The organism is Herbaspirillum rhizosphaerae, from assembly GCF_001189965.1.
GTDB classification, from domain to species: Bacteria; Pseudomonadota; Gammaproteobacteria; order Burkholderiales; family Burkholderiaceae_D; genus Herbaspirillum; species Herbaspirillum rhizosphaerae.
The window spans coordinates 35,782-59,369 of record NZ_LFLU01000011.1 but is presented as its reverse complement, the minus strand read 5'-3'; the positions used below and the strand labels follow the sequence as shown (position 1 = coordinate 59,369).

21 protein-coding genes are annotated in these 23,588 nt (G+C 59.9%); 17 read left to right on the top strand and 4 right to left on the bottom strand.

Features of this window, described 5'->3' with window-relative positions; all coding sequences use genetic code 11:
• Nucleotides 1-9: 9 nt before the first annotated feature.
• The 3 genes from AKL25_RS15570 to wrbA are packed head-to-tail and all read right to left on the bottom strand — an operon-like array spanning nucleotide 10 to nucleotide 2,451.
• Nucleotides 10-1,428 carry an FAD-binding oxidoreductase gene (locus AKL25_RS15570; protein ID WP_050478613.1) on the bottom strand — a complete coding sequence of 473 codons (1,419 nt, stop codon included), beginning with the start codon at nucleotides 1,426-1,428 and terminating at the stop codon, nucleotides 10-12.
• A 15-nt stretch (nucleotides 1,429-1,443) separates the two neighbouring features.
• Nucleotides 1,444-1,839 carry a DUF2069 domain-containing protein gene (locus AKL25_RS15565; protein WP_050478612.1) on the bottom strand — a complete coding sequence of 132 codons (396 nt, stop codon included), beginning with the start codon at nucleotides 1,837-1,839 and terminating at the stop codon, nucleotides 1,444-1,446.
• Nucleotides 1,840-2,451 (bottom strand): NAD(P)H:quinone oxidoreductase, encoded by a 612-nt coding sequence (gene wrbA, locus AKL25_RS15560; protein WP_050478611.1) that lies wholly within the window; start codon nucleotides 2,449-2,451, stop codon nucleotides 1,840-1,842.
• Nucleotides 2,452-2,614: 163 nt separating this feature from the next.
• Between wrbA and AKL25_RS15555 the strand changes: the two genes are divergently transcribed.
• Nucleotides 2,615-3,919, top strand: coding sequence for a YihY family inner membrane protein (locus tag AKL25_RS15555; protein ID WP_050478610.1), 1,305 nt, complete (start codon nucleotides 2,615-2,617; stop codon nucleotides 3,917-3,919).
• Between the two features lie 15 nt (nucleotides 3,920-3,934).
• Here AKL25_RS15555 and AKL25_RS15550 read toward each other — a convergent pair whose 3' ends face one another.
• Nucleotides 3,935-4,255 carry an Mpo1-like protein gene (locus AKL25_RS15550; protein WP_050478609.1) on the bottom strand — a complete coding sequence of 107 codons (321 nt, stop codon included), beginning with the start codon at nucleotides 4,253-4,255 and terminating at the stop codon, nucleotides 3,935-3,937.
• Nucleotides 4,256-4,457: 202 nt separating this feature from the next.
• On the opposite strand from AKL25_RS15550, the gene AKL25_RS15545 reads away from it, so the two are divergent.
• From AKL25_RS15545 to folC, 16 genes are all read left to right on the top strand, one after another.
• Entirely contained in the window at nucleotides 4,458-4,907 is a 450-nt protein-coding gene (locus AKL25_RS15545) for a CBS domain-containing protein (protein WP_050478608.1), read from the top strand.
• A gap of 148 nt (nucleotides 4,908-5,055) precedes the next feature.
• Nucleotides 5,056-6,942: an MFS transporter gene (locus AKL25_RS15540; RefSeq protein WP_050478607.1), complete on the top strand. Its 1,887-nt coding sequence runs from the start codon at nucleotides 5,056-5,058 to the stop codon at nucleotides 6,940-6,942.
• Between the two features lie 57 nt (nucleotides 6,943-6,999).
• Nucleotides 7,000-8,097: a chorismate synthase gene (gene aroC / locus AKL25_RS15535; protein ID WP_050478606.1), complete on the top strand. Its 1,098-nt coding sequence runs from the start codon at nucleotides 7,000-7,002 to the stop codon at nucleotides 8,095-8,097.
• Nucleotides 8,098-8,280: 183 nt separating this feature from the next.
• The gene (locus tag AKL25_RS15530; RefSeq protein ID WP_050478605.1) at nucleotides 8,281-9,108 is read left to right on the top strand and encodes a M48 family metallopeptidase; all 828 of its coding nucleotides are present in this window, start codon (nucleotides 8,281-8,283) and stop codon (nucleotides 9,106-9,108) included.
• Nucleotides 9,109-9,250: 142 nt separating this feature from the next.
• Nucleotides 9,251-10,651 carry a 3-isopropylmalate dehydratase large subunit gene (gene leuC / locus AKL25_RS15525; protein WP_050478604.1) on the top strand — a complete coding sequence of 467 codons (1,401 nt, stop codon included), beginning with the start codon at nucleotides 9,251-9,253 and terminating at the stop codon, nucleotides 10,649-10,651.
• 18 nt (nucleotides 10,652-10,669) lie between these two features.
• On the top strand, nucleotides 10,670-10,801 hold the full coding sequence (locus AKL25_RS15520) for an entericidin A/B family lipoprotein (protein ID WP_050478603.1): 132 nt from the start codon (nucleotides 10,670-10,672) through the stop codon (nucleotides 10,799-10,801).
• A gap of 123 nt (nucleotides 10,802-10,924) precedes the next feature.
• Complete coding sequence (gene leuD / locus AKL25_RS15515; RefSeq protein ID WP_050478602.1) at nucleotides 10,925-11,572, top strand: 3-isopropylmalate dehydratase small subunit; 648 nt, start codon at nucleotides 10,925-10,927, stop codon at nucleotides 11,570-11,572.
• Between the two features lie 135 nt (nucleotides 11,573-11,707).
• Nucleotides 11,708-12,778 (top strand): 3-isopropylmalate dehydrogenase, encoded by a 1,071-nt coding sequence (leuB, locus tag AKL25_RS15510; RefSeq protein WP_050478601.1) that lies wholly within the window; start codon nucleotides 11,708-11,710, stop codon nucleotides 12,776-12,778.
• Nucleotides 12,779-12,844: 66 nt separating this feature from the next.
• Complete coding sequence (gene asd, locus AKL25_RS15505) at nucleotides 12,845-13,951, top strand: aspartate-semialdehyde dehydrogenase (protein WP_050478600.1); 1,107 nt, start codon at nucleotides 12,845-12,847, stop codon at nucleotides 13,949-13,951.
• A 333-nt stretch (nucleotides 13,952-14,284) separates the two neighbouring features.
• Nucleotides 14,285-17,026, top strand: coding sequence for a motility hub landmark protein FimV (locus AKL25_RS15500; protein WP_050478599.1), 2,742 nt, complete (start codon nucleotides 14,285-14,287; stop codon nucleotides 17,024-17,026).
• 200 nt (nucleotides 17,027-17,226) lie between these two features.
• Nucleotides 17,227-18,057 (top strand): tRNA pseudouridine(38-40) synthase TruA, encoded by an 831-nt coding sequence (truA, locus tag AKL25_RS15495; protein WP_420840715.1) that lies wholly within the window; start codon nucleotides 17,227-17,229, stop codon nucleotides 18,055-18,057.
• Between the two features lie 82 nt (nucleotides 18,058-18,139).
• Nucleotides 18,140-18,799 carry a phosphoribosylanthranilate isomerase gene (locus AKL25_RS15490; protein ID WP_050478598.1) on the top strand — a complete coding sequence of 220 codons (660 nt, stop codon included), beginning with the start codon at nucleotides 18,140-18,142 and terminating at the stop codon, nucleotides 18,797-18,799.
• 43 nt (nucleotides 18,800-18,842) lie between these two features.
• A complete protein-coding gene (trpB, locus tag AKL25_RS15485) occupies nucleotides 18,843-20,102 on the top strand; it encodes a tryptophan synthase subunit beta (protein ID WP_050478597.1) in 1,260 nt (419 codons plus the stop codon).
• Nucleotides 20,103-20,222: 120 nt separating this feature from the next.
• Nucleotides 20,223-21,020, top strand: coding sequence for a tryptophan synthase subunit alpha (gene trpA, locus AKL25_RS15480; protein WP_050478596.1), 798 nt, complete (start codon nucleotides 20,223-20,225; stop codon nucleotides 21,018-21,020).
• A gap of 167 nt (nucleotides 21,021-21,187) precedes the next feature.
• Nucleotides 21,188-22,060 carry an acetyl-CoA carboxylase, carboxyltransferase subunit beta gene (gene accD / locus AKL25_RS15475; RefSeq protein ID WP_050478595.1) on the top strand — a complete coding sequence of 291 codons (873 nt, stop codon included), beginning with the start codon at nucleotides 21,188-21,190 and terminating at the stop codon, nucleotides 22,058-22,060.
• 136 nt (nucleotides 22,061-22,196) lie between these two features.
• Nucleotides 22,197-23,504 carry a bifunctional tetrahydrofolate synthase/dihydrofolate synthase gene (folC, locus tag AKL25_RS15470; protein WP_050478594.1) on the top strand — a complete coding sequence of 436 codons (1,308 nt, stop codon included), beginning with the start codon at nucleotides 22,197-22,199 and terminating at the stop codon, nucleotides 23,502-23,504.
• The last annotated feature ends 84 nt before the right edge of the window (nucleotides 23,505-23,588 follow it).

Genomic DNA, 23,588 nt, shown 5'->3' with positions numbered 1-23,588 from the left:
GAAGAGGCGTCAGATGACTTTGCCTGGATTCATCAGCGCGTGAGGATCCAGCGCCTGTTTGATGGTGCGCATCAACTGGAGTTCTACCGGCGATTTATAACGCAGGATTTCTTCGCGTTTGAGTGCGCCCAGGCCGTGCTCCGCCGAAATCGAGCCGCCGAATTTGTCGACGCTGTCGTGCACCGTGCGATTGATTTTTTCTTGCTGGCCGATGAAGTCGGTGTCCTTCACGCCTTCCGGCGGCGACACGTTGTAATGCAGGTTGCCGTCGCCCAGGTGGCCGAAGGTCACCATGCGGCAGCCGGGCGAAGTCTCTTGCAGCAGCACATCGGTGACGCGGATGAATTCGCCGATGCGCGAGATCGGCACCGAGATGTCGTGCTTGATGTTCTTGCCTTCGTGCGCTTGCGCCATCGAAATGTGTTCACGCAATTGCCATAGCGATTTCGATTGCGCGATGGAGGTCGCGATGACGGCGTCGTCGATCAGTTCCTGCTCCAGCGCATCGCCGATGACGGCTTCGAACATGTCGGACGCGTGCGCTTCCGATTCGCTGTCCGAGAGTTCCAGCAATACGTATTGCGCGTGCGGCTTGTCGAACGGCGCGCGATGCGGCGGGAAATGTCTGGCCACCAGTTGCAGGCAAAAATCCGACATCAGTTCAAAGCCCGTGAGCGCCGCGCCGCAGCGTTCTTGCGCCAGGCTGAGCAGGCGCAGCGCGTGGTCCGGCGTGCGCAATGCGGCCAGTGCGGTGACTTGCGCCTTCGGTTGCGGGAACAGTTTGATCACGGCGGCGGTGATGATGCCCAGCGTGCCTTCCGCACCGATGAAGAGGTCGCGCAGGTCGTAGCCGGTGTTGTCCTTGCGCAGGCCGCGCAGGCTGCTCATGACATCGCCTTGCGGCGTGACGACTTCGACGCCCAGGCATAGCTCGCGGGTGTTGCCGTAACGCAGAACGCCGGTGCCGCCGGCATTGGTCGACAGGTTGCCGCCGATGGTGCAGCTGCCTTCTGCCGCCAGCGACAAAGGAAACAGGCGCTGTGCGGCGGCGGCGGCTTGCTGGATGTTTTGCAGGATGCAGCCGGCTTCGACGGTCATCGTGTTGTTGACCGGATCGACGGCGCGGATGCGGTTGAGCCGGGTGAGCGACAGCAGCACCGCGTTGCCCTTGGTGTCGGGCACGCTGCCGAGCACCAGGCCGGTATTGCCGCCTTGCGGCACGATGGGCACCAGATGCTGGTGGCACAGTTTGACGAGGGCGGCGACTTCTTCGGTGCTGCCGGGCTTGAGCACCGCCACGGCTTTGCCGGTATAGCGTCCGCGCTGATCGGTCAGGTAGCCGGCGGTGTCGGCGTCGTCGGTCAGGACATGCGCGGCGCCGATGGCGGCGCGGCAGGCTTGCAGGAATGCTTCTGGTGCTGCGCTCATGAATACCTCAGAAAATTATTGCGAGGCCTTTTGAATGGCCTGGCGTGCGATTTCCTTGGCTGCTTTCTTGTAAGGATGCAGGTAGAGGATGGCGCACAGGAAATAGATGCAGGTCAGCGCAACTTCGACCCAGCCCAGCGTGACCGACATGGCGACGCGGTCGCTGGTGGCGCGCACGATGCCTTCGGTAAAGTACAGCAGGATCAGCATCGACGACCATTGCATCGTGTAGACGTCGCGCTTGAGCACGCCGCGCAGCGGGAACAGCAGGGGAATCACTTTGAGCACCATCCACGATCCGCCCGGTCGCAGGGGCGCCAGCGCCAGTTCCCAGGCGACGCACAGGACAATCAGCGCCACCAGACTGATGGCGGCGCCCAGATGGAAAAAACGGAACCGTTGCGTGCTCATTCAAGCCTCCTGCAGTTTGATGGCGTTTTGTGCAAGGCGCCGGCCCAGTGCGATGGCCAGCGCGCGCGTATCGTCCGAAATCGCCTGATTGCCGTTGACGCCGGCCCAGTGGCTGGCGCCGTAGGGCGTGCCGCCGGTGCTGGTGCTCATCAGCTCGGGCTGGGTATAGGGCAGGCCCAGGATCAGCATGCCGTGATGCAGCAGAGGAATCATCATGGACAGCAGCGTCGACTCCTGGCCGCCGTGCATGCTGCCGGTGGAGGTGAAGACGCAGGCTGGTTTGCCGGCCAGTGCGCCGGACAGCCATTGCGGCGCGGTGCCGTCCCAGAAGTATTTCATCGCTGCCGCCATGTTGCCGAAACGGGTCGGCGAGCCGAGCGCCAGGCCGGCGCATTGTTCCAGGTCTTGCAATTCGACGTAGGGGGCGCCTTCTTTCGGCACATCGGGCTCCGTGGCTTCGGTCACGGTGGATACCGCCGGCACGGTGCGCAGGCGCGCGTCGCAGCCGGGTACGCTTTCCACGCCCTGGGCGATCAGTTCGGCCAGTTTGCGGGTGGAGCCGTGTCTCGAATAGTAAAGGACCAGTATTGTTGTATTAGTTGTGTTCGCCATGTTGGTATTATAGGAGCCTTTATTTATCCATCGCTACGTGTTTACTGCTCGCATTTTTGCGGATGGAACCTGGCGCATGGGAGACGGTCCTTAGGGCCTGTTAACAGGCCCTGGCCTCTCTCGTGATTTTGATTGCCTCATCTTGCTTACCTTTTTGAAACCCATGCAGGGCTTGTCTCGTACCCAGTTGCGCGATTTGTTCCGGTTTGCCGTCAAACGGCTGAGCGACGACCGCTTGCCGCAAGTGGCAGGCAGCCTGACGTTTACCACCATCCTGTCGCTGGTGCCGCTGCTGACCATCGCGCTGGCGATCTTTACGGCGTTCCCGCTGTTCAGCACCTTCCGTTCGGCGCTGGAGGCGTATTTCGTCCAAAACCTGATGCCCAAGGGCGTGGCCAACACCATACTTGGCTACCTCAACCAGTTTTCGTCGAAGTCGGCGCGCCTGTCGGCGGTCGGCGGCGTGGCGCTGATCCTGACCTCGGTGCTGACGATGGCGACCATCGACCGCGTGTTCAACCAGATCTGGCGCGTCAAGAAATCGCGTCCCCTGTTGCAGCGCATCCTGGTCTATTGGGCCATCATCACCCTGGGACCGTTGCTGATCGGCGTATCGATCAGCGTCACGTCTTACCTGTATTCCGCCACCAACGGCGTGGTCACCAGCGTGCCGTTCATCGGTGCCAGCTTCTACACCCTGATTTCGGTGCTGCTGACGACCAGTGCGTTTACGCTGCTGTACATCGCCGTGCCGAATCAGTGGGTGGATTGGCGCGACGCTGTCTGGGGCGGTTTGCTGGCGGGCGTGGCGGTGGAAATCGCCAAGCGCCTGTTTGCCAGCTATGTCATGAAATTCCCGACCTACACCATGGTGTATGGCGCAGTGGCAGCCTTGCCGATTTTCCTGCTGTGGATCTACATGCTGTGGATGATTACGCTGGTGGGCGCGCTGCTGACGGCTGCTTTGCCGATCGTGCGCTATGAGCGCTGGTGGCATGTCGCTTCGCCCGGCAGCGAGTTCGTCGACGCCATGAAGGTCTTGAAGATTCTGCATGACGCCCGCGCCAACGGCGAATCGGCGACAGTGGATATCGCACTGCTGCGGGCGCATACGCACATGGGGCTGGAAGAGTTGCAAAATCTGCTGCAGAAGATGCTGGACGCCGGCTGGGTCGGTTCGCTCAAGAGCGAAGCGCCGAAGAAATCGGCCTGGAACAAGCGTCTCGTGGATGGCCTTGATCGCTGGACCTTGCTCATCAATCCCGAGTTTCTGAAGCTGGTCGATGTCTATCGCCTGTTCGTCTTCGATACTGCCGCGCATGTCGATGAAGACCGTCCGCTGGTCAATCGTGTCGACGCCGCCGTCGCAGCAGTGCTGGATCAGACCCTGGAATCGTATTTTTCAGAAGACCACAATGGGCCGGATTTGCGCGAAGTGAGTTCGGTCGGAGTGATCGCCGGCCGTTGAGCCGGGGCGGAACGGTCAGAACGAAATCTGCCCGGTCAGCAGTTGCCAGTACATGACCCAGTCGCCCATGAAGGAATACAAGGGATGGCGAAAGGTCGCCGGCCGGTTTTTCTCGAACCTGAAATGGCCGACCCAGGCAAAGCCGTAGCCGCAAAGCAGGGCGGCGACCAGCCACCATAAATTGTGCGTTAGCAGCATGAATGCCAGGCAGAACAGCGCCAGCGTGGATCCGACAAAATGCAACTGGCGGCAAGTCCGGTTGAGATGTTCGTTGAGATAGCTCGGGTAGAACTCTTCGAAGCTGGCGTACTTTTCATGTTGCAGGACGGTAGGCATGCTCATCTCCTTCTAGTCTTATGGTTTCAGGGTAGGCCGTTGCGGGGGCGTAATCAATGAAAAATTTCATTTTTAATACGCAATGGTGATTGTAGGCAGACGCCAAACCTCGTACCATGGAGAAACCGCCGCCGGTTTGTAGATTTTTGCCCACGCATGGGCTACATTCCCGATAAGGCCACAATAACTTAAGGATGACACCATGAAAGTCTCTGAAATTCTTAAAGTCAAAGGCAACATTCTCTTCACCGTTACCCCCGACACGCCGATTGCGGAAGCCGTGAGTGCGATGGCGGAGAAAGACATCGGCTCTCTGGTGGTCATGGAATTCGGTGAACTGGTTGGCATGCTGACGTTCCGCGAAGTGCTGAAGACCTTGCAGGAAAACGCCGGCTCGGTCGGCACCAATACCGTGCGCAAGCACATGGACGACCATCCGATCACCGTTACTCCCGACACCGACCTCAACGAAGTGCGCCGCATCATGCTGGAAAAGCATGCGCGCTATGTGCCGGTGATGGACGCCAAGACGCTGCTGGGCGTGATGTCCTTTTACGACGTCGCCAAGGCGGTGCTGGATGCGCAGGGCTTCGAGAACAAAATGCTCAAGGCTTACATCCGCGACTGGCCGGCCGAGGAAGAAAACAGCTGAAACAAACATCGGCAGCGCCCTGGCAGTGTTGTTGAAACAGGCGCGCCGCTTATCCGAGAAACCGTTCATGTCGTCATGAACGGTTTTTTGTTATCCGAACGGCGTCTTTTTTAGCCGATTCGCCCAACTTGCCTATTCTGCTCGCTCCATGAGTCAATCCAATCAGTTTTCCCTGCTCGGCCAGCGTCGTTTTGCTCCTTTCTTCTGGACCCAGTTCCTCGGCGCACTCAATGACAACGTTTTCAAGACGGCCCTGCTGACTATCCTCACCTACGATGCACTGAGCTGGACCACGCTGGACACCGGCCTGCTCAACAACCTGATCCCGGGTTTGTTCATCCTGCCGTTCTTCCTGTTCTCGGCGACGGCGGGGCAATTGGCCGACAAGATGGAAAAGGGGCGGCTGGCGCGTTACGTCAAACTGCTGGAAATCGTCATCATGGGCATCGCCGCCTACGGCTGGATGACGCATCACCTGTGGCTGCTGGTTATTGCCGTGGCGGGCATGGGCATCCACTCGACCATCTTCGGCCCGGTCAAATACGCCTATCTGCCGCAACAACTGAAGCCGCAAGAGCTGGTCGGCGGCAACGGCGTGATCGAAATGGGCACCTTCGTCGGCATTTTGCTGGGTGAAGTGCTGGGCGCCGTGCTGGTGGTGCAAAAGCCGTTCGGGCTGGAAACCATCGCCTTCGTGACCATCGGTTTTGCGATTCTCGGCTGGCTGACCAGCCTGGCGATTCCCTTGTCGCCGGCGCCTGCGCCCGATCTGAAGATCAACTGGAATCCGTTCTCGGAAATGGTGCGCAACCTCGGCTTCTCGCGTCGCAATCGTCCCGTTTTCCTGTCGATCCTGGGCAACTCCTGGTTCTGGTTTTACGGCGCCATCGTGCTGGCGCAATTTCCTTTGTATGCGAAGAATTACCTGCATGGCGACCATAGCGTGTTCGTCTTGCTGCTGATGGTGTTTTCGGTCGGGATCGGCGTCGGATCGCTGCTGTGCGAACGTCTGTCCGGGCACAAGGTGGAAATCGGCCTGGTGCCTTTCGGTGCAATCGGCTTGTCGGTGTTCGGGCTGGAGCTGTATTTCGCCAGCGTCAGTTACAGCGCGACGGCGGCGGTCGACATGAGCGGCTTTATCGCCCAGCACGGCAGCCTGCGCATCCTGTTCGACTGCCTGATGATCGGCGTGTTCGGCGGCTTGTACATCGTGCCGCTGTTTGCGCTGATCCAGACGCGCTGCGATCCGCAACACGTCTCGCGCACGATTGCCGGGATGAACATCATGAACTCGCTGTTCATGGTGGTGGCGGCCTTGCTGGCGATGGTGCTGCTGCGATCGGGCTTCACGATTCCGCAGATTTTCCTGATCACGGCGATCCTGAATGCGATCGTGGCGACCTACATTTTCTCGCTGGTGCCGGAATTCCTGATGCGCTTCCTGGCGTGGATGCTGATCCACACCATCCATCGCGTGCGCACCGTCAATGCCGATCTGATCCCCAGGCATGGCGCCGCGGTGCTGGTGTGCAATCACGTCAGCTACGTGGATGCCATCGTGATCATGGCCGCCAGCCCGCGTCCGATCCGCTTCGTCATGGATCATCGCATCTTCAAGACGCCGGTGCTGTCCTGGATCTTCCGCACCGCCAAGGCGATTCCGATCGCGCCGGCCAAGGAAGACCCGTGGCTGATGGAGAAAGCCTACGTCGACATCGCCCAGGCGCTGCACGAAGGCGATCTGGTGTGCATCTTCCCGGAAGGCAAGCTGACCAGCACCGGCGAGATCAACGAATTCAAGGGCGGCATCCGGAAGATCATCGAGCGCACGCCGGTGCAGGTGTTTCCGATGGCCTTGCGCGGCTTGTGGGGCAGCCTGCTCACGCGCGACAGCGGCAATCCCTTCCATCGCTCGTTCAAGCGCGGCTTGTTTTCGAAGCTGGAACTGGCGGTGGGCGAGCCGATTCCGGCGGAGCAGGCGACGCCGGAATACCTGCAGCAACGCGTGAGTGAGTTGCGCGGTGAGTGGAAATAGTCCCAGGGCCTATCTGGTAAAATCACCCCTTCAGATCATTCAAAGTAGAGCTTCGCTATGTCCGGCAATACCCTCGGCACGCTGTTTACCGTTACCACCTTCGGCGAATCCCATGGCCCGGCCATCGGCTGCGTGATCGACGGCTGTCCGCCGGGAATGACCTTGTCCGAAGCGGACATTCAGCCTGAGCTGGATCGGCGCAAGCCGGGTACTTCGCGTCACGTGACGCAGCGCCAGGAGCCGGATACCGTCGAGATCCTCTCCGGCGTGTTCGAAGGCAAAACCACCGGTACGCCGATTGCACTGCTGATCCGCAACCAGGACCAGCGCAGCAAGGATTACGGCAACCTGCTCGACACCTTCCGTCCAGGTCACGCCGATTACACTTACTGGCACAAATACGGCATCCGCGATCCGCGCGGAGGCGGCCGTTCTTCGGCGCGTCTGACGGCTCCCGTGGTCGGTGCGGCGGCGGTGGCCAAGAAATGGCTGTTCGAGCAATACGGCACCACCTTCAAGGGCTGCATGAGCCAGCTCGGCGACATCGCGATTCCCTTCGAATCCTGGGATCACGTGCGCGAAAATCCATTCTTCGCCGCCAACGCAACCCTCATTCCGCAGCTTGAGGAATACATGGATGCGCTGCGCAAGGCCGGCGACTCTTGCGGCGCGCGTATTGACGTGGTGGCGCAGAACGTGCCGGTCGGCCTGGGCGAACCCATTTACGACAAGCTCGATGCGGAAATCGCCTATGCGCTGATGGGCATCAACGCCGTCAAGGGCGTCGAGATCGGCGCCGGTTTTAAATCGGTGGCGCAAAAAGGCACCGAACACGGCGATGCGCTGACGCCGGAAGGTTTCGTCGGCAACAACGCCGGCGGTATCCTGGGCGGGATTTCGACCGGCCAGGATATTACGGCGTCGATCGCCATCAAGCCGACGTCGAGCATCCGTTCGCCGCGTCCGTCGATCGATAAGGCCGGACAGCCGACCGAAGTGGAGACGCACGGCCGTCACGATCCCTGCGTCGGCATTCGCGCAACGCCCATTGCTGAAGCCATGGTGGCGCTGGTCCTGATGGACCATGCTTTGCGTCATCGCGCGCAATGCGGCGATGTCAAGGTATCCACGCCGCAAATCGCCGCGCAGAAATAAAACGAGATCGGCGGCTTTTGCGCCGGCGTCAGAACTGAGTCAATGTACGCCGGTCGAATGACCTGCAACATCGGGGGAGCGCCGCGTCGGCAATGACAATCGCGTGGCAATTTTCGCAAGGATGGCCAAGCGTTTCTCCCGCGTATTTTTATCTTTGACGATGGAGACAGCATGGCGTACCGAATGCAGCGTTCACAACAACTTCTTTCCCGTTTCTTCCTGATTGCCGCCGCCGTGGCGCTGACTGCCTGCGAAAGCGTGCAAACCACGCAAGGTGGCGCCGTCGGCATCACGCGCCAGCAGAGCATGATGTTGTCTGCGCAAGAAGTCGACAGCGCCGCTGTCAAGGAATATGCGCAGGTGCTCGACGAACAAAAGAAGAAGGGCGCGCTGAATCAGAATGCCGCCCAGGTGCGCCGCGTGCGCGCCATTGCCGATCGCCTGATCCCGCAGACCGCCGCTTTCCGTCCCGACGCCGTCAAGTGGAAATGGGAGGTCAACGTCATCACTTCGCCCGAGGCCAACGCCTGGTGCATGCCGGGCGGCAAAATCGCGGTCTATACCGGCCTGATCGAGAAGCTGAAAATCACCGACGACGAGCTGGCCGCCGTCATGGGCCACGAAATCGCCCACGCCTTGCGCGAACACGCCCGCGAGCGCGCTTCCGAGCAGGCCGTGACGGGATCGCTGATTTCCATCGGCTCCTCGATTCTGGGTGTCGGCGAACTGGGGCAGCAGGGCGCGCAGTATGCCTACATGGGGCTGGTCGGCCTGCCGAATTCGCGCACCCACGAGACCGAGGCTGACCGCATCGGCGTGGAGCTGGCCGCTCGTGCCGGTTACGATCCGCGTGCGGCCATTTCCCTGTGGCAAAAAATGGCGCAGATCGGCGGCAGCGAACCGATGAAGTTCATGTCCACTCACCCTTCGCGCGAAGACCGCATCAGCGATCTTACGGTGTATTCGCAACGCGTGATGCCGCTCTACGAGCAAAGTCGGAAGACGCGCTGAGCGGCGTCGGTCGCAACGCCCGGCGCTGCGTTGCCTTAAAAGCATGGCCATAACCACATTCGCGCCTCGGGAAAGGCGTGTTTATGGCATAATCAAAGGCTCATTTCAACGACTTGCGTAGCTTTCACACGCCCGCATCATCATGCTCAAGACGCTTTACGACAAACTTTGGGAATCTCACGTTGTTCATGCAGAACAAGACGGAACGGCCATTTTGTATATCGACCGTCACCTGTTGCATGAAGTGACCAGCCCGCAAGCATTTGAAGGCCTCAAGCTGGCCGGCCGCCAGCCATGGCGCAACGCCGCCAACCTGGTGGTCGCCGACCACAATGTGCCCACCACCAATCGCGCCAACGGCATCGCCGATCCGATTTCGCGCCTGCAGGTGGAAACGCTGGACGCCAATGCCAAGGAATACGGCCTGACCTATTTCGGCATGAACGACAAGCGCCAGGGCATCGTGCACGTCATCGGACCTGAGCAAGGCGCCACGCTGCCGGGCATGACCGTGGTGTGCGGCGATTCGCACACTTCCACGCACGGCGCGTTCGCCTGTCTGGCGCACGGCATCGGCACCTCTGAAGTCGAACACGTGCTGGCCACGCAAACGCTGCTCGCGAAAAAATCCAAGGCCATGCTGGTGCAGGTCGACGGCGCATTGCCGAGCGGCGTGACCGCAAAAGACATCGTGCTGGCCGTAATCGGCAAGATCGGCACCGCCGGCGGCACCGGCTACGCGATTGAATTCGCCGGCTCGACCATGCGTTCGCTGACCATGGAAGGCCGCATGACGGTCTGCAACATGGCCATCGAAGCAGGCGCACGCGCCGGCATGGTTGCGGTTGACGACACTACGATCAATTACCTGAAGGGCCGTCCGTTCGCGCCGTCGGGTCCGCATTGGGAGCGCGCCGTGACTTATTGGCGTACGCTGCATTCCGATCCGGGCGCCAAGTTCGACATGGTCGTGACCTTGAATGCCGCCGACATCAAGCCGCAAGTGACCTGGGGCACCTCGCCGGAGATGGTGGTCGCCATCGACAGCCGCGTCCCTGATCCGGACAAGGAAAAAGACGCCACCAAGCGCGACGGCATGGAAAAGGCGCTGGCCTACATGGCGTTGAAGCCCAATACCCCGATCGAAGATATTCGCATCGACAAGGTGTTCATCGGCTCCTGCACCAACTCGCGCATCGAAGATTTGCGCGAAGCGGCGGCGGTGGTGCGCGGCAAGTTCCGCGCTTCCAACGTCAAGCTGGCGATGGTGGTGCCGGGTTCCGGTCTGGTGAAGGAACAAGCCGAGCGCGAAGGCCTGGACAAGATTTTCCGCGATGCCGGTTTTGAATGGCGTGAGCCGGGCTGTTCGATGTGTCTGGCGATGAACGCCGACCGTCTGGAGCCGGGTGAACGCTGTGCGTCGACATCCAATCGCAACTTCGAAGGACGCCAGGGCGCCGGCGGCCGTACGCATCTGGTGAGCCCTGCGATGGCAGCAGCAGCGGGCATCGCCGGACATTTTGTTGATATTCGTTCTTTGTAAAACTACCTGGGTGAAATCATGAAAAAAATACTTGCTTTGGCTTTGCTGGCTGTTTCGATCCTGACACTGACTGCATGCAACACCGTTCACGGTTTCGGTGAAGACGTCGCGAAGGTCGGCGACAAGATGCAAGACGCCAGCAAGAAGTAAGAATGCAGTGGCGGCAGCCGGTGCGCTTGCATCGCTGCTGCTGATTCGTTTGTTGAAGAGATAGAGAAATCGGCTGATCCGGGTTGCCGCATGATGCGGCGATTCATCACCGATACAAGTGCCATGAATAAATTTATTGTCCATGATGGTCTGGTTGCTCCGCTTGACCGCGCTAACGTCGATACCGACGCGATCATCCCCAAGCAATTCCTGAAGTCGATCAAGCGCAGCGGCTTCGGCCCCAACCTGTTCGACGAATGGCGTTACCTGGACCACGGCGAGCCGGGCATGGACAATTCCAAGCGTCCGCTGAATCCGGATTTCGTGCTGAACCAGGCGCGTTACCAAGGTGCATCGATCCTGATTGCACGCAAGAATTTCGGCTGCGGCTCCTCGCGCGAACATGCGCCGTGGGCGCTGGACCAATACGGCTTCCGCGCGGTGATTGCACCGAGCTTCGCCGATATTTTCTTTAATAATTGCTACAAGAACGGCTTGCTGCCGATCGTGCTGTCGGAACAGCAGATCGACCATCTGTTCGATGAAGTGAAGGCATTCCCGGGCTTCCGCCTGATCATTGATCTGGACAAACAGATCATTACTACCGCCAACGGTAGTCAGACTTATCCGTTTGAGGTCGGCGAATTCCGTAAATATTGCTTGCTCAACGGCCTGGACGACATCGGTCTGACATTGCGCCAAGCGGACAAAATCCGCGCTTTTGAAGAGCGTCACCTGTACGATCAACCCTGGTTGGCAAACACTATCTGATTAGTTACGCCGCCACGTTTATTCGCAGCAGGTTTCTGAAGTTCTGATCAGCCGGATGCCGCATCGCACGGTCGCCACGACCGGTGCGGATGCGGCCTCCGGCGCTATTATTTTCCAAGACTAGAAGACGACGACATGAAGATTGCAATTTTGCCAGGCGATGGCATCGGTCCCGAGATCATTGAACAAGCCGTACGTGTACTCGATACGCTGGGCGAAAAGTTTGAAATGGAAACTGCGCCGGTCGGCGGCGCAGGTTACGAAGCGCACGGCCATCCGCTGCCGGACGGCACGCTGAAGCTGGCCAAGGAAGCCGATGCGATCCTGTTCGGCGCCGTCGGCGACTGGAAGTACGACACGCTGGATCGTCCGCTGCGTCCTGAGCAAGCGATTCTGGGTCTGCGCAAGCATCTGCAATTGTTTGCCAACTTCCGTCCTGCGATCTGCTATCCGGAACTGACCGGCGCTTCGTCGTTGAAGCCTGAGCTGGTTGCCGGCCTGGACATCCTGATCGTGCGCGAACTGAACGGCGACATCTATTTCGGCCAGCCGCGCGGCATGCGCGAAGCGCCGGACGGTCCGTTCAAGGGGGCGCGTGAAGGTTTCGACACCATGCGCTACAGCGAGCCGGAAATCCGCCGCATCGCGCACGTCGCCTTCCAGGCCGCGGCCAAGCGCGGCAACCGTCTGTGCAGCGTCGACAAAGCCAACGTGCTGGAAACCTTCCAGTTCTGGAAAGACATCGTCACCGACGTGCACAATGAATATCCGCAAGTCGAACTGACCCACATGTACGTTGACAATGCAGCAATGCAACTGGTCAAGGCGCCGAAGAACTTCGACGTCATCGTCACCGGCAACATGTTCGGTGACATCCTGTCGGACGCGGCTGCGATGCTGACCGGCTCGATCGGCATGCTGCCGTCGGCATCGCTGGACGCCAACAACAAGGGTTTGTACGAGCCGTCGCACGGTTCGGCGCCCGACATCGCCGGCAAGGGCATCGCCAATCCGTTGGCGACCATTTTGTCGGCAGCCATGATGCTGCGTTTCTCGCTGAACAAGGCGGAACAGGCAGACCGCATTGAAGCGGCGGTGAAGAAAGTCCTTGCACAAGGCTATCGCACCGGCGATATTTATGAAGAGGGCACTACCAAGGTCGGCACCAAGGAAATGGGCGACGCAGTCGTCAAGGCATTGGGCTAATTGAGGCGGTGGTTTTTTTAACGTTGTAGTTCATTGATTATGGAAGTTCATTAATAGGGAAAGATGATGAAACTGGTTGGTTTAGTTGGCTGGCGTGGAATGGTGGGTTCGGTCCTGATGCAACGCATGCAGGACGAGGGTGATTTCGATCACATCGAACCGGTATTTTTTTCGACCTCGAATGCAGGCGGTAAAGCTCCGTCGTTCGCCAAAACGGCAACGACGCTGAAAGACGCCAACAGCATTGATGAGCTGAAAAAATGCGACATCATTATTACCGCGCAGGGCGGCGACTACACCACCGAGATCTTTCCCAAGCTGCGTGCAGCGGGCTGGGACGGCTACTGGATCGATGCGGCGTCGACTCTGCGCATGAAGGACGACGCCGTGATCGTGCTCGATCCGGTCAACAACGATGTCATCAAAAACGCGCTGGCCAAGGGCGTCAAGAACTACATCGGCGGCAATTGCACCAATTCCATCCTGCTGATGGGCGTGGGCGGCCTGTTCAAGGAAGGCCTGGTCGAGTGGGTCAGCTCCATGACCTACCAGGCGGCTTCCGGCGGCGGCGCGAATCACATGCGCGAACTGCTGAAGGGCATGGGCGTGATCAACGCGGCCGTGGCCGATGAACTGGCGACACCGTCGTCGGCGATTCTGGACATCGACCGCAAAGTCGCCAAGACCATCCGCGAAGACGTGCCGACCGAATATTTCGGCGCACCGTTGGCAGGCGGCCTGATCCCATGGATCGACGCGCAGCTGGAAAACGGCCAGTCCAAGGAAGAGTGGAAGGGCCAGGCTGAAGTCAACAAGATCCTCGACAGCGAGAAAGTCATTCCTGTCGACGGCTTGTGCGTACGTATCGGCGCGATGCGTTGCCATAGCCTGGCATTGACCATCAAGCTCAAGCGCGACCTGCCGCTGGCCGAGATCGAATCCATCATCCGTGCGGGTAACCAATGGGTGAAATGGGTGCCGAACGATCGTGCCATCACCGTCAAGGAACTGACTCCGGCGTCGATCACCGGCAGTCTGGAAATCGGCGTCGGCCGCGTGCGCAAGCTGAACCAGGGACCGGAATATATTTCCGCCTTCGTGATCGGCGACCAGTTGCTGTGGGGCGCCGCAGAACCGCTGCGCCGCATGTTGCGCATCATTCTGGGTAAATAATGAAGCGGAAGGCCTAGCCTTCCGTTGTCAATTTGCAACGAAAACCCGTCAAACATTCCTTCACTGGAATGTTGACGGGTTTTGACCATCTTGAGAACTTGGTTACACTTGCAGGCCTAAGTTCTTGATGATATGTTGAAAATCAGAATTTATCTCATCACTGTCAACAATCCGGTCATTAAAGCCCTTTACCATGAGGGATGTTCAAGTCCATTGCTTCGTGGCAAGTTGGAGGGCTTTGATTGAGTTGTCGATTTTTTGATTGTCATCGATGAAATAAATTTTAGTTTTCAGGCCTTCTTTAGCAGAACGTCTATCTAAAACCATACAAACATGCCTCTATATACTCATAACAAGTTTGCGCTGTCCCGCCTGAAAACACTGAGTGCCGCCGTGACCCTGGCATTGGCTCTGCCGATGGCGGCGCATGCCGCAGGACTGGGCAAGCTCACGGTGCTTTCGTCACTCGGACAACCTCTGCGTGCGGAAATCGAGCTGAACTCGGTGTCGAAAGAAGAAGAGGGCGCGCTGGTGGCGCGACTCGCACCGGCAGACGCTTTCAAGAAGGCGAATATCGATTTCAATCCGGTATTGTCGTCGCTGCGATTTTCGGTCGAACAACGCCAGGGCAAGCAACTGATTCGCATCAGTTCGCCGCAGGCGATCAATGAACCTTTCGTCGACCTGCTGCTGGAATTGAGCGGCGGCGGTTCGCGTCTGGTGCGTGAATACACCTTCCTGCTCGACCCGCCGGACATGCGCAAGCCGCAAACGGCGCAATCGGCTCCTGCGACACCGCCTGCTGCTGCACCTGCCGCCAAGCCTGCGGCCAGCGCACCGGTCGCCGCAGCCGCGCCGGTCGCCGCAGCCGCGCCGGCGCCTGCGAAACCTGCAGCTGCACCGGCAGCAGCTCCCGCTGCTGCCCCTGCGCCGGCTGCAGCAATGAACAACAGCGACGAAGAACCGACTTCGCGCATCGTCACCAAGTCGGCTCCTTCGAGCCAGGCGGAAGAACTGATCCGCAATGGCGGCAACGGTGATCAGAGCGGCCTGAGCAATGCGCCGGTGCCGCCTGCCGTCGCGGAAAAGACTGTACCGGCCGCCGCGCCGGCGAAGATGGAAGCCAAGGCGGACGAGTCTTCCGGCGCACCTGCCGCGACTTCAGGCAAACGCGGCAAAGGCGGCAAGGCCGACAGCGCGGCCAAGCCGGACGGCAAGTCGTATAAGGTGAAAGAGGGCGATACGCTGGCGGAGATCGCCAATCGCACCAAAGACAATACCGTTTCGCTGGATCAGATGCTGGTCGCTTTGTACCGCGCTAATCCTGATGCCTTCATGGGCAACAACATCAACCGCTTGCGCGCCGGTCGCGTGCTGTCGGTGCCGGATGCGGCCACTGCAACCGCCGTCGACAAGGGCGAAGCGCGTACGACCGTCGTTGCGCAAGCACAGGATTTCAACGCCTACCGCAACAAGCTGGCCGGCCAGGTTGCCAACGGGCCTTCGCGCAGGGCCGGCGACACAAGGCAAAGCAGCAGCGGCAAAGTGACCGCGCGCGTGGAAGAAAAATCCGGCGCAGGCGAGGCCCGGGACAAGCTGCAACTGTCCAAAGCCGGCGCCAGCGATCGTGCCGCCGCCGACAAGGCCGCGGCAGAAGAAAAGATCGCGGCGGACAAGGCGATTGCCGACGCGAACGAACGCGTGAAGGCGCTTGAGAAAAACGTCAGCGATCTGCAAAAGCTGCTGGAAATCAAGAACAAGACGCTGGCCGAAATGAGCGAGCAGCAAAAGATGGCTGCCGCCAAGCCGGAAACGCCTGCGCCGCAACCGGCTCCGGCTGCCGAAGCCAAGCCTGCGGAAGCCAAACCGGCTGAAGCCGCCGCCGAGCAACCGAAGCCGGAAGCCCCGACCGCACCGGCTCCTGCTCCGGCGGCCCCAACTCCAGCGCCGGCCAAGCCTGTGGTTGCTCCGACGCCTGCACCTGCCGCCAAGGGCAGTTTCTTTGAAAACATGCAGGACAATCCATATGTCCTGGGCGGCGCCGGCGTGGGCGCATTGGTGGTCGCACTGCTCGCCGGATGGGGCGTGATGCGTATGCGCAATAATCGGAAGAAGGCGGCAACCGCCGTTTCTGCCGATGCAGACAAGGAGGATGAGCCGGGAAAGGTAACTAAAGCACCTGAACCGGCTCCCGAAGCACCTGTTGCAGTAGCCGCAGTAGCAGAACCTGAAGCTGCGCCTGAAGTCGTTCCGGAGGCAGTGCCTGTAGCGGCAGCCGCAGCGGCCGTGGTCGACGAGGTTGATCCGATCTCCGAAGCCGACATGTACATCTCTTACGGCCGCGATGAGCAGGCCGAAGATATCTTGCGCCTGGCCTTGAAGAGCGATCCGGATCGCCAGGCCATCCGCCTGAAGCTGCTGGAGATCTACTCCAAGCGTCAGGATGTCGAAGGCTTCAATGACGTCGCGAGAGAATTGCATGACGCCACCGGCGGCATCGGCTCCGAATGGGAGCAAGCTGCGGCCATGGGCATCGTGCTTGATCCGACCAATCCGCTGTACGGCGGTTCGCCGGTGGAAGAAGTCGTCGCCGAAGCTGAGCCGGTCGTCGAGAAGGCGCCCGAGCCTGAACCCGAACCGGTTGCGCCGGAAGAGCAAGGCCTGGAGTTTGATCTCGACGACTTCAAGGGCGCCGAAATTCAACCGGGCGCCACACCGCCGGTTGCCGACATCGGCAGCAAGATCGATTTCGATCTGGAGCTTGACAGCGGCAAAGCAGCAGAGGACGAAGAAGCTCCGGCTGCCGCGATACCGGATAATTTGCCGAAGGCATCGCCGCCCGCGGCCGACATCGAGCTCGATTTGCCGGAGCCGGTGGAAGCGCCTAAGCCTGATGTGCTGGAAGACGACGAGTCTGCCTTCGCCGCCGAAATGTCGACCAAGCTGGATCTGGCCGCGGCGTATCAGGAAATCGGCGACAGGGAAGGTGCGCGCGAATTGCTGGATGAAGTCATTCGCGGCGGCAGCGACAGCCAGATCGAACGCGCCAAGGATATGTTGTCCAAATTGTCGTAAGCAGGGTGCGTATTTCTCGCACGCTGCCGGACGACTTGTCCGGAGACGGGCGCCGATGCCGGCGCCCGTTTGCTTTTTTCGAAGTGCAATGAATTGTGCAACAAACCTGAAACAACACCGTGACCGAATCACCGCCCCCCATTTCTGCCGAGCTGCAAACTGTTGCGGAAGCAGTATCGTCGAAAAGTCCTGCGGAATCTCTGCGTCCGCTGCGCCGCATCGTGCTCGGCATTCAATACGACGGCAATTCCTGGCAAGGCTGGCAGACCCAGCCGCATGGCCTGACGGTGCAGGACAAACTGGAAGCGGCGCTGAAACAATTCACGCTGCTCGATATCGATACCATCTGCGCCGGCCGTACGGATTCCGGCGTGCATGCGCTGGAGCAGGTCGTGCATTTCGACACCGTGATCGCGCGCGACAAAGCCTCCTGGGTGCGCGGCGTCAACGCCTTCCTGCCGCCGTCGATTGCCGTGCGTTGGGCGATCGAATTGCCGGCGGACGATGGTCCGGCGCATCATATTGCCGAGCGCGAAGGCGGCTTCCATGCGCGCTTCAGCGCGACTGCGCGCACCTATCACTACATGTTGTACAACCACCCGGTGCGTTCGCCTTTGCTCGCCGGCAAGGCCGGCTGGACTTTCCGCCCGCTGGATGTGGAGCGGATGCAGCAGGCGGCGAACCATCTGGTCGGCGAGCATGATTTCTCGACGTTTCGCGCCGTGGAGTGCCAGGCCAAGTCGCCGGTGCGTACGATGGCGTCGCTACAGGTGCGCCGCCATGGCGACATGATCGTCTTCACGCTGAAGGCCAACGCCTTCCTGCACCACATGGTGCGCAACATCGTCGGCTCGCTGATCTTTGTCGGCAACGGCAGGCAGCCGCCGGAATGGATCGCGCAGATACTGGCGCAACAGGACCGCAGTCTCGCCGCACCGACATTCATGCCGGACGGTTTGTATCTGGCCAAGGTCGACTATCCGGCGCGCTGGGCCTTGCCGCAGGAAGACGCATCCTGGCCCTGGCTGTAGTCCGGCCAGGCGCCTCAATCGGTTAGACTAGGCATCTTGCGAGCCGTCTTGCCACTTTCTCTTACGACCCCATCTAGCAACTATGCACAGGACCAGAATCAAGATTTGCGGCTTGACCCGCGCTGAAGACGTCGCCGCCGCCGTGGCGGCCGGTGCGGATGCGATCGGCTTCGTGTTTTACGCCAAGAGCCCGCGTTACGTCACCGCATCCGCCGCGGCGGAGCTGATTCGCACTGTGCCGCCTTTCATTTCGACGGTGGGCTTGTTCGTCAATGCCGGCGCGGAGGAAGTGGCCGCCGTATTGGAACAGGCGCCCTTGTCGTTGTTGCAATTCCACGGCGACGAGACGCCGCAGCAGTGCGCTGCGATTGCGCAAGCCGTCAAACGGCCTTTTATGCGCGCGGCACGCATCGGAAGCTCGACCACGCCTGAGGATTTGATAAAATACGAACAGGATTATCGTTCCGTCAGTACCTTTTTTACGGGACTCTTGCTCGACACCCTGGTTGAGCAATACGGCGGCAGCGGAAAGGTTTTCGATTGGTCTCTCATTCCAGAAGAACTCGCGCCTCGGGTCGTTTTAAGTGGTGGCTTGAGCGTACAAAACGCGACTGACGCGGTGCAGCGCGTGCGCCCGCACGCCGTCGACATCAGCAGTGGTGTCGAGCAAGCCAAAGGCATCAAGGATGCCGCCAGGATTGACGCTTTCATCAGCGCAGTCCGACTGGCGGACAATTCCTGAACCAGGCCTGGCAGCCATCTCACCAGAACACTAGAGGAATACCATGAAAGAATTGAATCCGCTCGGCAACTTCTCCGAGCGCCAGCCCATTGCCGCTGCTGCCTTGCATCAGACCGCACCCTACAACCTGCCGGACGCGCGCGGCCATTTCGGCCAATACGGCGGCAGCTTCGCATCGGAAACCCTGACGCACGCCCTGACCGAACTCCGCGAAGCCTATGCGCATTACCAGAACGACGAACAGTTCCTGGCGGAGTTTCATACCGAGCTGAAACACTTTGTCGGCCGTCCGAGCCCGGTGTATCACGCCAAGCGCTGGTCCGAACTGGCAGGCGGCGCGCAGATTTATTTCAAGCGCGAAGACCTGAATCACACCGGCGCGCACAAGATCAACAACGTCATCGGCCAGGCCTTGCTCGCCAAGCGCATGGGCAAGAAACGGATCATCGCCGAGACCGGCGCCGGCCAGCACGGCGTGGCGACGGCAACGATCTGTGCGCGTTTCGGCATGGAATGCATCGTCTACATGGGCAGCGAAGACGTCAAGCGCCAGTTGCAGAACGTCTATCGCATGAACCTGCTGGGCGCGACAGTGGTGCCGGTCGAATCCGGTTCCAAGACGTTGAAGGATGCGCTCAACGAAGCGATGCGCGACTGGGTCACCAACGTTGAAAGCACCTTCTACATCATCGGCACGGTCGCCGGTCCGCATCCCTATCCAATGATGGTGCGCGACTTCCAATCGGTGATCGGCAACGAATGCATCGTGCAGATGCCCGAGATCGCCAGCCGTCAGCCTGACTATGTGGTGGCGGCCGTCGGCGGCGGTTCCAATGCGATGGGTATCTTCTATCCCTACATCGATTATCACGACGTCAAGCTGGTCGGCGTTGAAGCCGCCGGCGACGGCCTCGATACCGGGCGTCATTCCGCCTCGCTGACGCTGGGTTCGCCGGGCGTGCTGCACGGCAATCGCACCTACTTGCTGCAGGACGAAAACGGCCAGATCATGGAAACCCATTCGGTCTCGGCCGGCCTCGATTATCCGGGCGTGGGTCCTGAGCATTCGTGGTTGAAGGACAGCGGTCGCGCCAGCTATGAATGCATCACCGACGAGGAAGCGCTGGCGGCCTTCAACACCTGCTGCCGCATCGAAGGCATCATCCCGGCGCTGGAATCGAGCCATGCGCTGGCTTACGCCGCCAAGCTGGCAGCGACTTTGCCGAAAGACAAGATCGTGCTGGCCAATCTGTCGGGACGCGGCGACAAGGACATGCATACCGTCCAGCAACGTCAGGGTTAAACAAGCTCAAGCAACAAGGCTCCAGCTCTGCATGCGAGCGGCGGACTCTTAATCCGCCGCTCGCAAGCCGCAAAAACAAAGCAGGGCTGGCCGAATCGACGAACACCATATTCCAACACCATGTCCCGTATCCAATCTACTTTTACCGCGCTGGCCGCCAGCAACAAGAAGGCGCTGATCACCTTCATCACCGCCGGCGATCCGGCGCCCGAACTGACCGTGCCGCTACTGCATGCGCTGGTCGCCGGCGGCGTCGATATTCTTGAACTCGGCGTGCCGTTTTCGGATCCCATGGCAGAAGGTCCGGTCATTCAGCGCGCCTGCGAACGCGCACTGAAATTCAACATCAGCACGCGCGACGTGCTGGGTTACGTGCGTGAGTTCCGCAAGACCAACGTCACCACGCCGGTGGTGCTGATGGGCTACGCCAATCCGCTCGAACGCTTCGGCGTCGATGCCTTCATTGCTGCGGCGAAAGAAGCGGGCGTGGACGGCACCATCATCGTCGATTACCCGCCGGAAGAGTGCGAAGAGTTTGCGCAAAAGATGCAGGCGCAGGGGCTCGACCCGATTTTCCTGCTGGCGCCGACGTCGACCGACGAACGCATCCGGCAAGTCGCCAAGGTCAGCAGCGGATTCTGTTATTACGTGTCGCTCAAGGGAGTGACGGGCGCCGGCAACATCGATACCGTTGAAGTGGCCAAGCGCATTGCGGAAATCCGCAAGCACGTCAAACTGCCGATCGGCGTCGGCTTCGGTATTCGCGACGGCGCCACCGCCAAGGCGGTGAGCCAGGTGTCGGATGCGGTCGTGATCGGCAGCCGCATCATTCAGGAACTGGAAAACACGCCGCGTGAGCGTGCGGTGGAAGCGGTGCAGGCTTTCGTGACGGATATTCGCAAGGCAATGGACGCCTGATTCCAGGATAACGAAGAGGGTGTCGGCAGCGCGTCCGATACCCTCGAATCACATCATTCCATATAATTTCCAAAAAGAAATTATCGAAAAGCAATCAAATCATCGTCCCCGGTTGTGCGGCTTTGCCTCTGGTACAATGCGCCACCGGAAATTAGAAAGAGGTTTCTATGAGCTGGCTAGAGAAATTACTCCCGCCTCAAATTCAACGTAGCGATTCCGCAAGCCGGAAGTCGATACCCGAAGGTTTATGGGTCAAGTGCCCGTCCTGCGAAGCAGTGCTTTATCGCACTGATCTGGAATCCAATCTCCACGTTTGCCCCAAGTGCAGCCATCACATGCGTATCCGCGCCCGTGCGCGCCTGGATTCGCTGCTCGATGAAGGCGGCCGTTATGAAATCGGCCAGGAAGCCCTGCCGGTCGACACGCTCAAGTTTAAAGACAGCAAGAAATACCCTGACCGCCTGAAAGACGCGCTGGAATCCACCGGCGAAACCGATGCCATGGTCGTCATGGGCGGCGCCATCATGACCCTGCCGGTCGTGGTTGCCTGCTTCGAATTCGAATTCATGGGCGGCTCGATGGGCTCCGTGGTCGGAGAGCGTTTCGCCCGCGGCGCGCAAATGGCGCTGGAACAAAAAGTCCCGTTCATCTGCATCACCGCCACCGGCGGTGCACGCATGCAGGAAGGCCTGTTGTCATTGATGCAAATGGCCAAGACCACTTCCATGCTGACTAAGCTGTCGGAAAAGAAATTGCCGTTCATCAGCGTGCTGACCGACCCGACCATGGGCGGCGTGTCGGCATCGTTCGCCTTCATGGGCGACGTCGTGATGGCCGAACCGAAAGCCCTGATCGGCTTCGCCGGTCCGCGCGTGATCGAGAACACCGTGCGTGAAAAGTTGCCGGAAGGCTTCCAGCGTTCCGAGTTCCTCGTGACCAAGGGCGCCATCGACATGATCGTCGACCGCCGCAAGATGCGCGAAGAAATCGCACGTTTGCTGGCGTTGCTGCAAAATCAGGCGGCCGAAACCGTTTCCTGATCGCGATGTTCTATACAGACCCGGACTTGTCGTCGTTCAACGCAAGTTCGGGTTTTTGCTTTTAAGTCGTTTAAAGTCATTCATCGGGCCTCCCGGCTCCATGCAGGTCATCTCGGATTCACTGTAGATTCAACTCATGCAAGCGCAAGCAAAACCTTCCACCCTGGCCGAATGGCTGACCCTTCTGGAAACCCGTCACACCAAGTCCATCGACATGGGCCTGGAACGTGTCGGCAAGGTCAAAGAGTTGCTCGACATCCGTTTCGATTGCCCCGTCATCTCGGTGGCCGGCACCAACGGCAAAGGCTCGACCTGCGCCATGCTGGAATCGATCCTGATGCGCGCCGGTTATCGCGTGGGTTTGTACATCAAGCCGCATTTCCTGCATTTCAACGAACGCGCGCGTGTCGAAGGCGTGCCGGCATCCGACGCGGCGCTGATCGCCGCGTTTGAGGCGGTGGAAGAAAAGCGCGGCGACATTTCGCTGACCTATTTCGAGTTCACCACGCTGGCCATCATGAAGCTGCTGGCCGATGCCAGGATGGATGTCGTCATTCTGGAAGTCGGCCTCGGCGGCCGCCTGGACGCCGTCAACGTGATCGACGCCGACGTCGGCATCGTCACCAGCATCGACATCGACCACACCGAATACCTCGGCACCACGCGCGAAGAAATCGGCTTTGAAAAGGCCGGCATCTATCGCGCCGGCAAGGCCGCAATCTGCGGCGATCCGGTGCCGCCGAAGTCGCTCATCAAGCATGCCGAATCCATCGGCGCCGATCTCTGGCTGATGGGCCGCGATTTCAACTATCAGGGCGACAAGCAGCAGTGGGCCTACGGCGGTCGCGCCCAGCGCCGCAATTCGCTGGCCTATCCGAGCCTGCGCGGCGCCAACCAGTTGCTCAACGCCTCCGCGGCGCTGGCGGCGCTGGAAGCCCTGCGCGACGTGCTGCCGATCGGCGCGCAAGAAGTGCGCACCGGCCTGGCGACGGTCGAGTTGCCGGGACGTTTCCAGGTATTGCCGGGCCAGCCGCTGGTGATCCTCGACGTCGCGCACAACCCGCACGCTGCCGCCACGCTGGCGCAAAATCTCGACAACATGGGCTTCCATCCCTACACCTACGCGGTGTTCGGCTCCATGCTGGACAAGGACATCGAAGGCGTCATCAATCAGCTCAAAGGCAAGATCGATCACTGGTGCGTGACCGGCTTGCCGTTGCCGCGCGCTGCGACGGCGCAGCAATTGAAGGACAAATTGCTGGAAGCGGGTGTCGAGCCGGAATTCAAGCCGGACGCCGCCTGCACCATAGAAACCTTCGATACGCCGGCTGCTGCATTCGCAAATGCGCAGAGCAGAGCTACCGAGAATGATAGAATTGTGGTTTTTGGATCCTTCCTCACCGTTGCAGGCGTGATGCAAGCCCGTAAGCCGGAATTGCATTGAGTTTTTCGCGTTTTGCCCCGGTTTGCGTTGTTTCCGGCCGTGATGTTGCCGTTTGTTTGTTGATGCAGTCAGTCGCACAAGCAG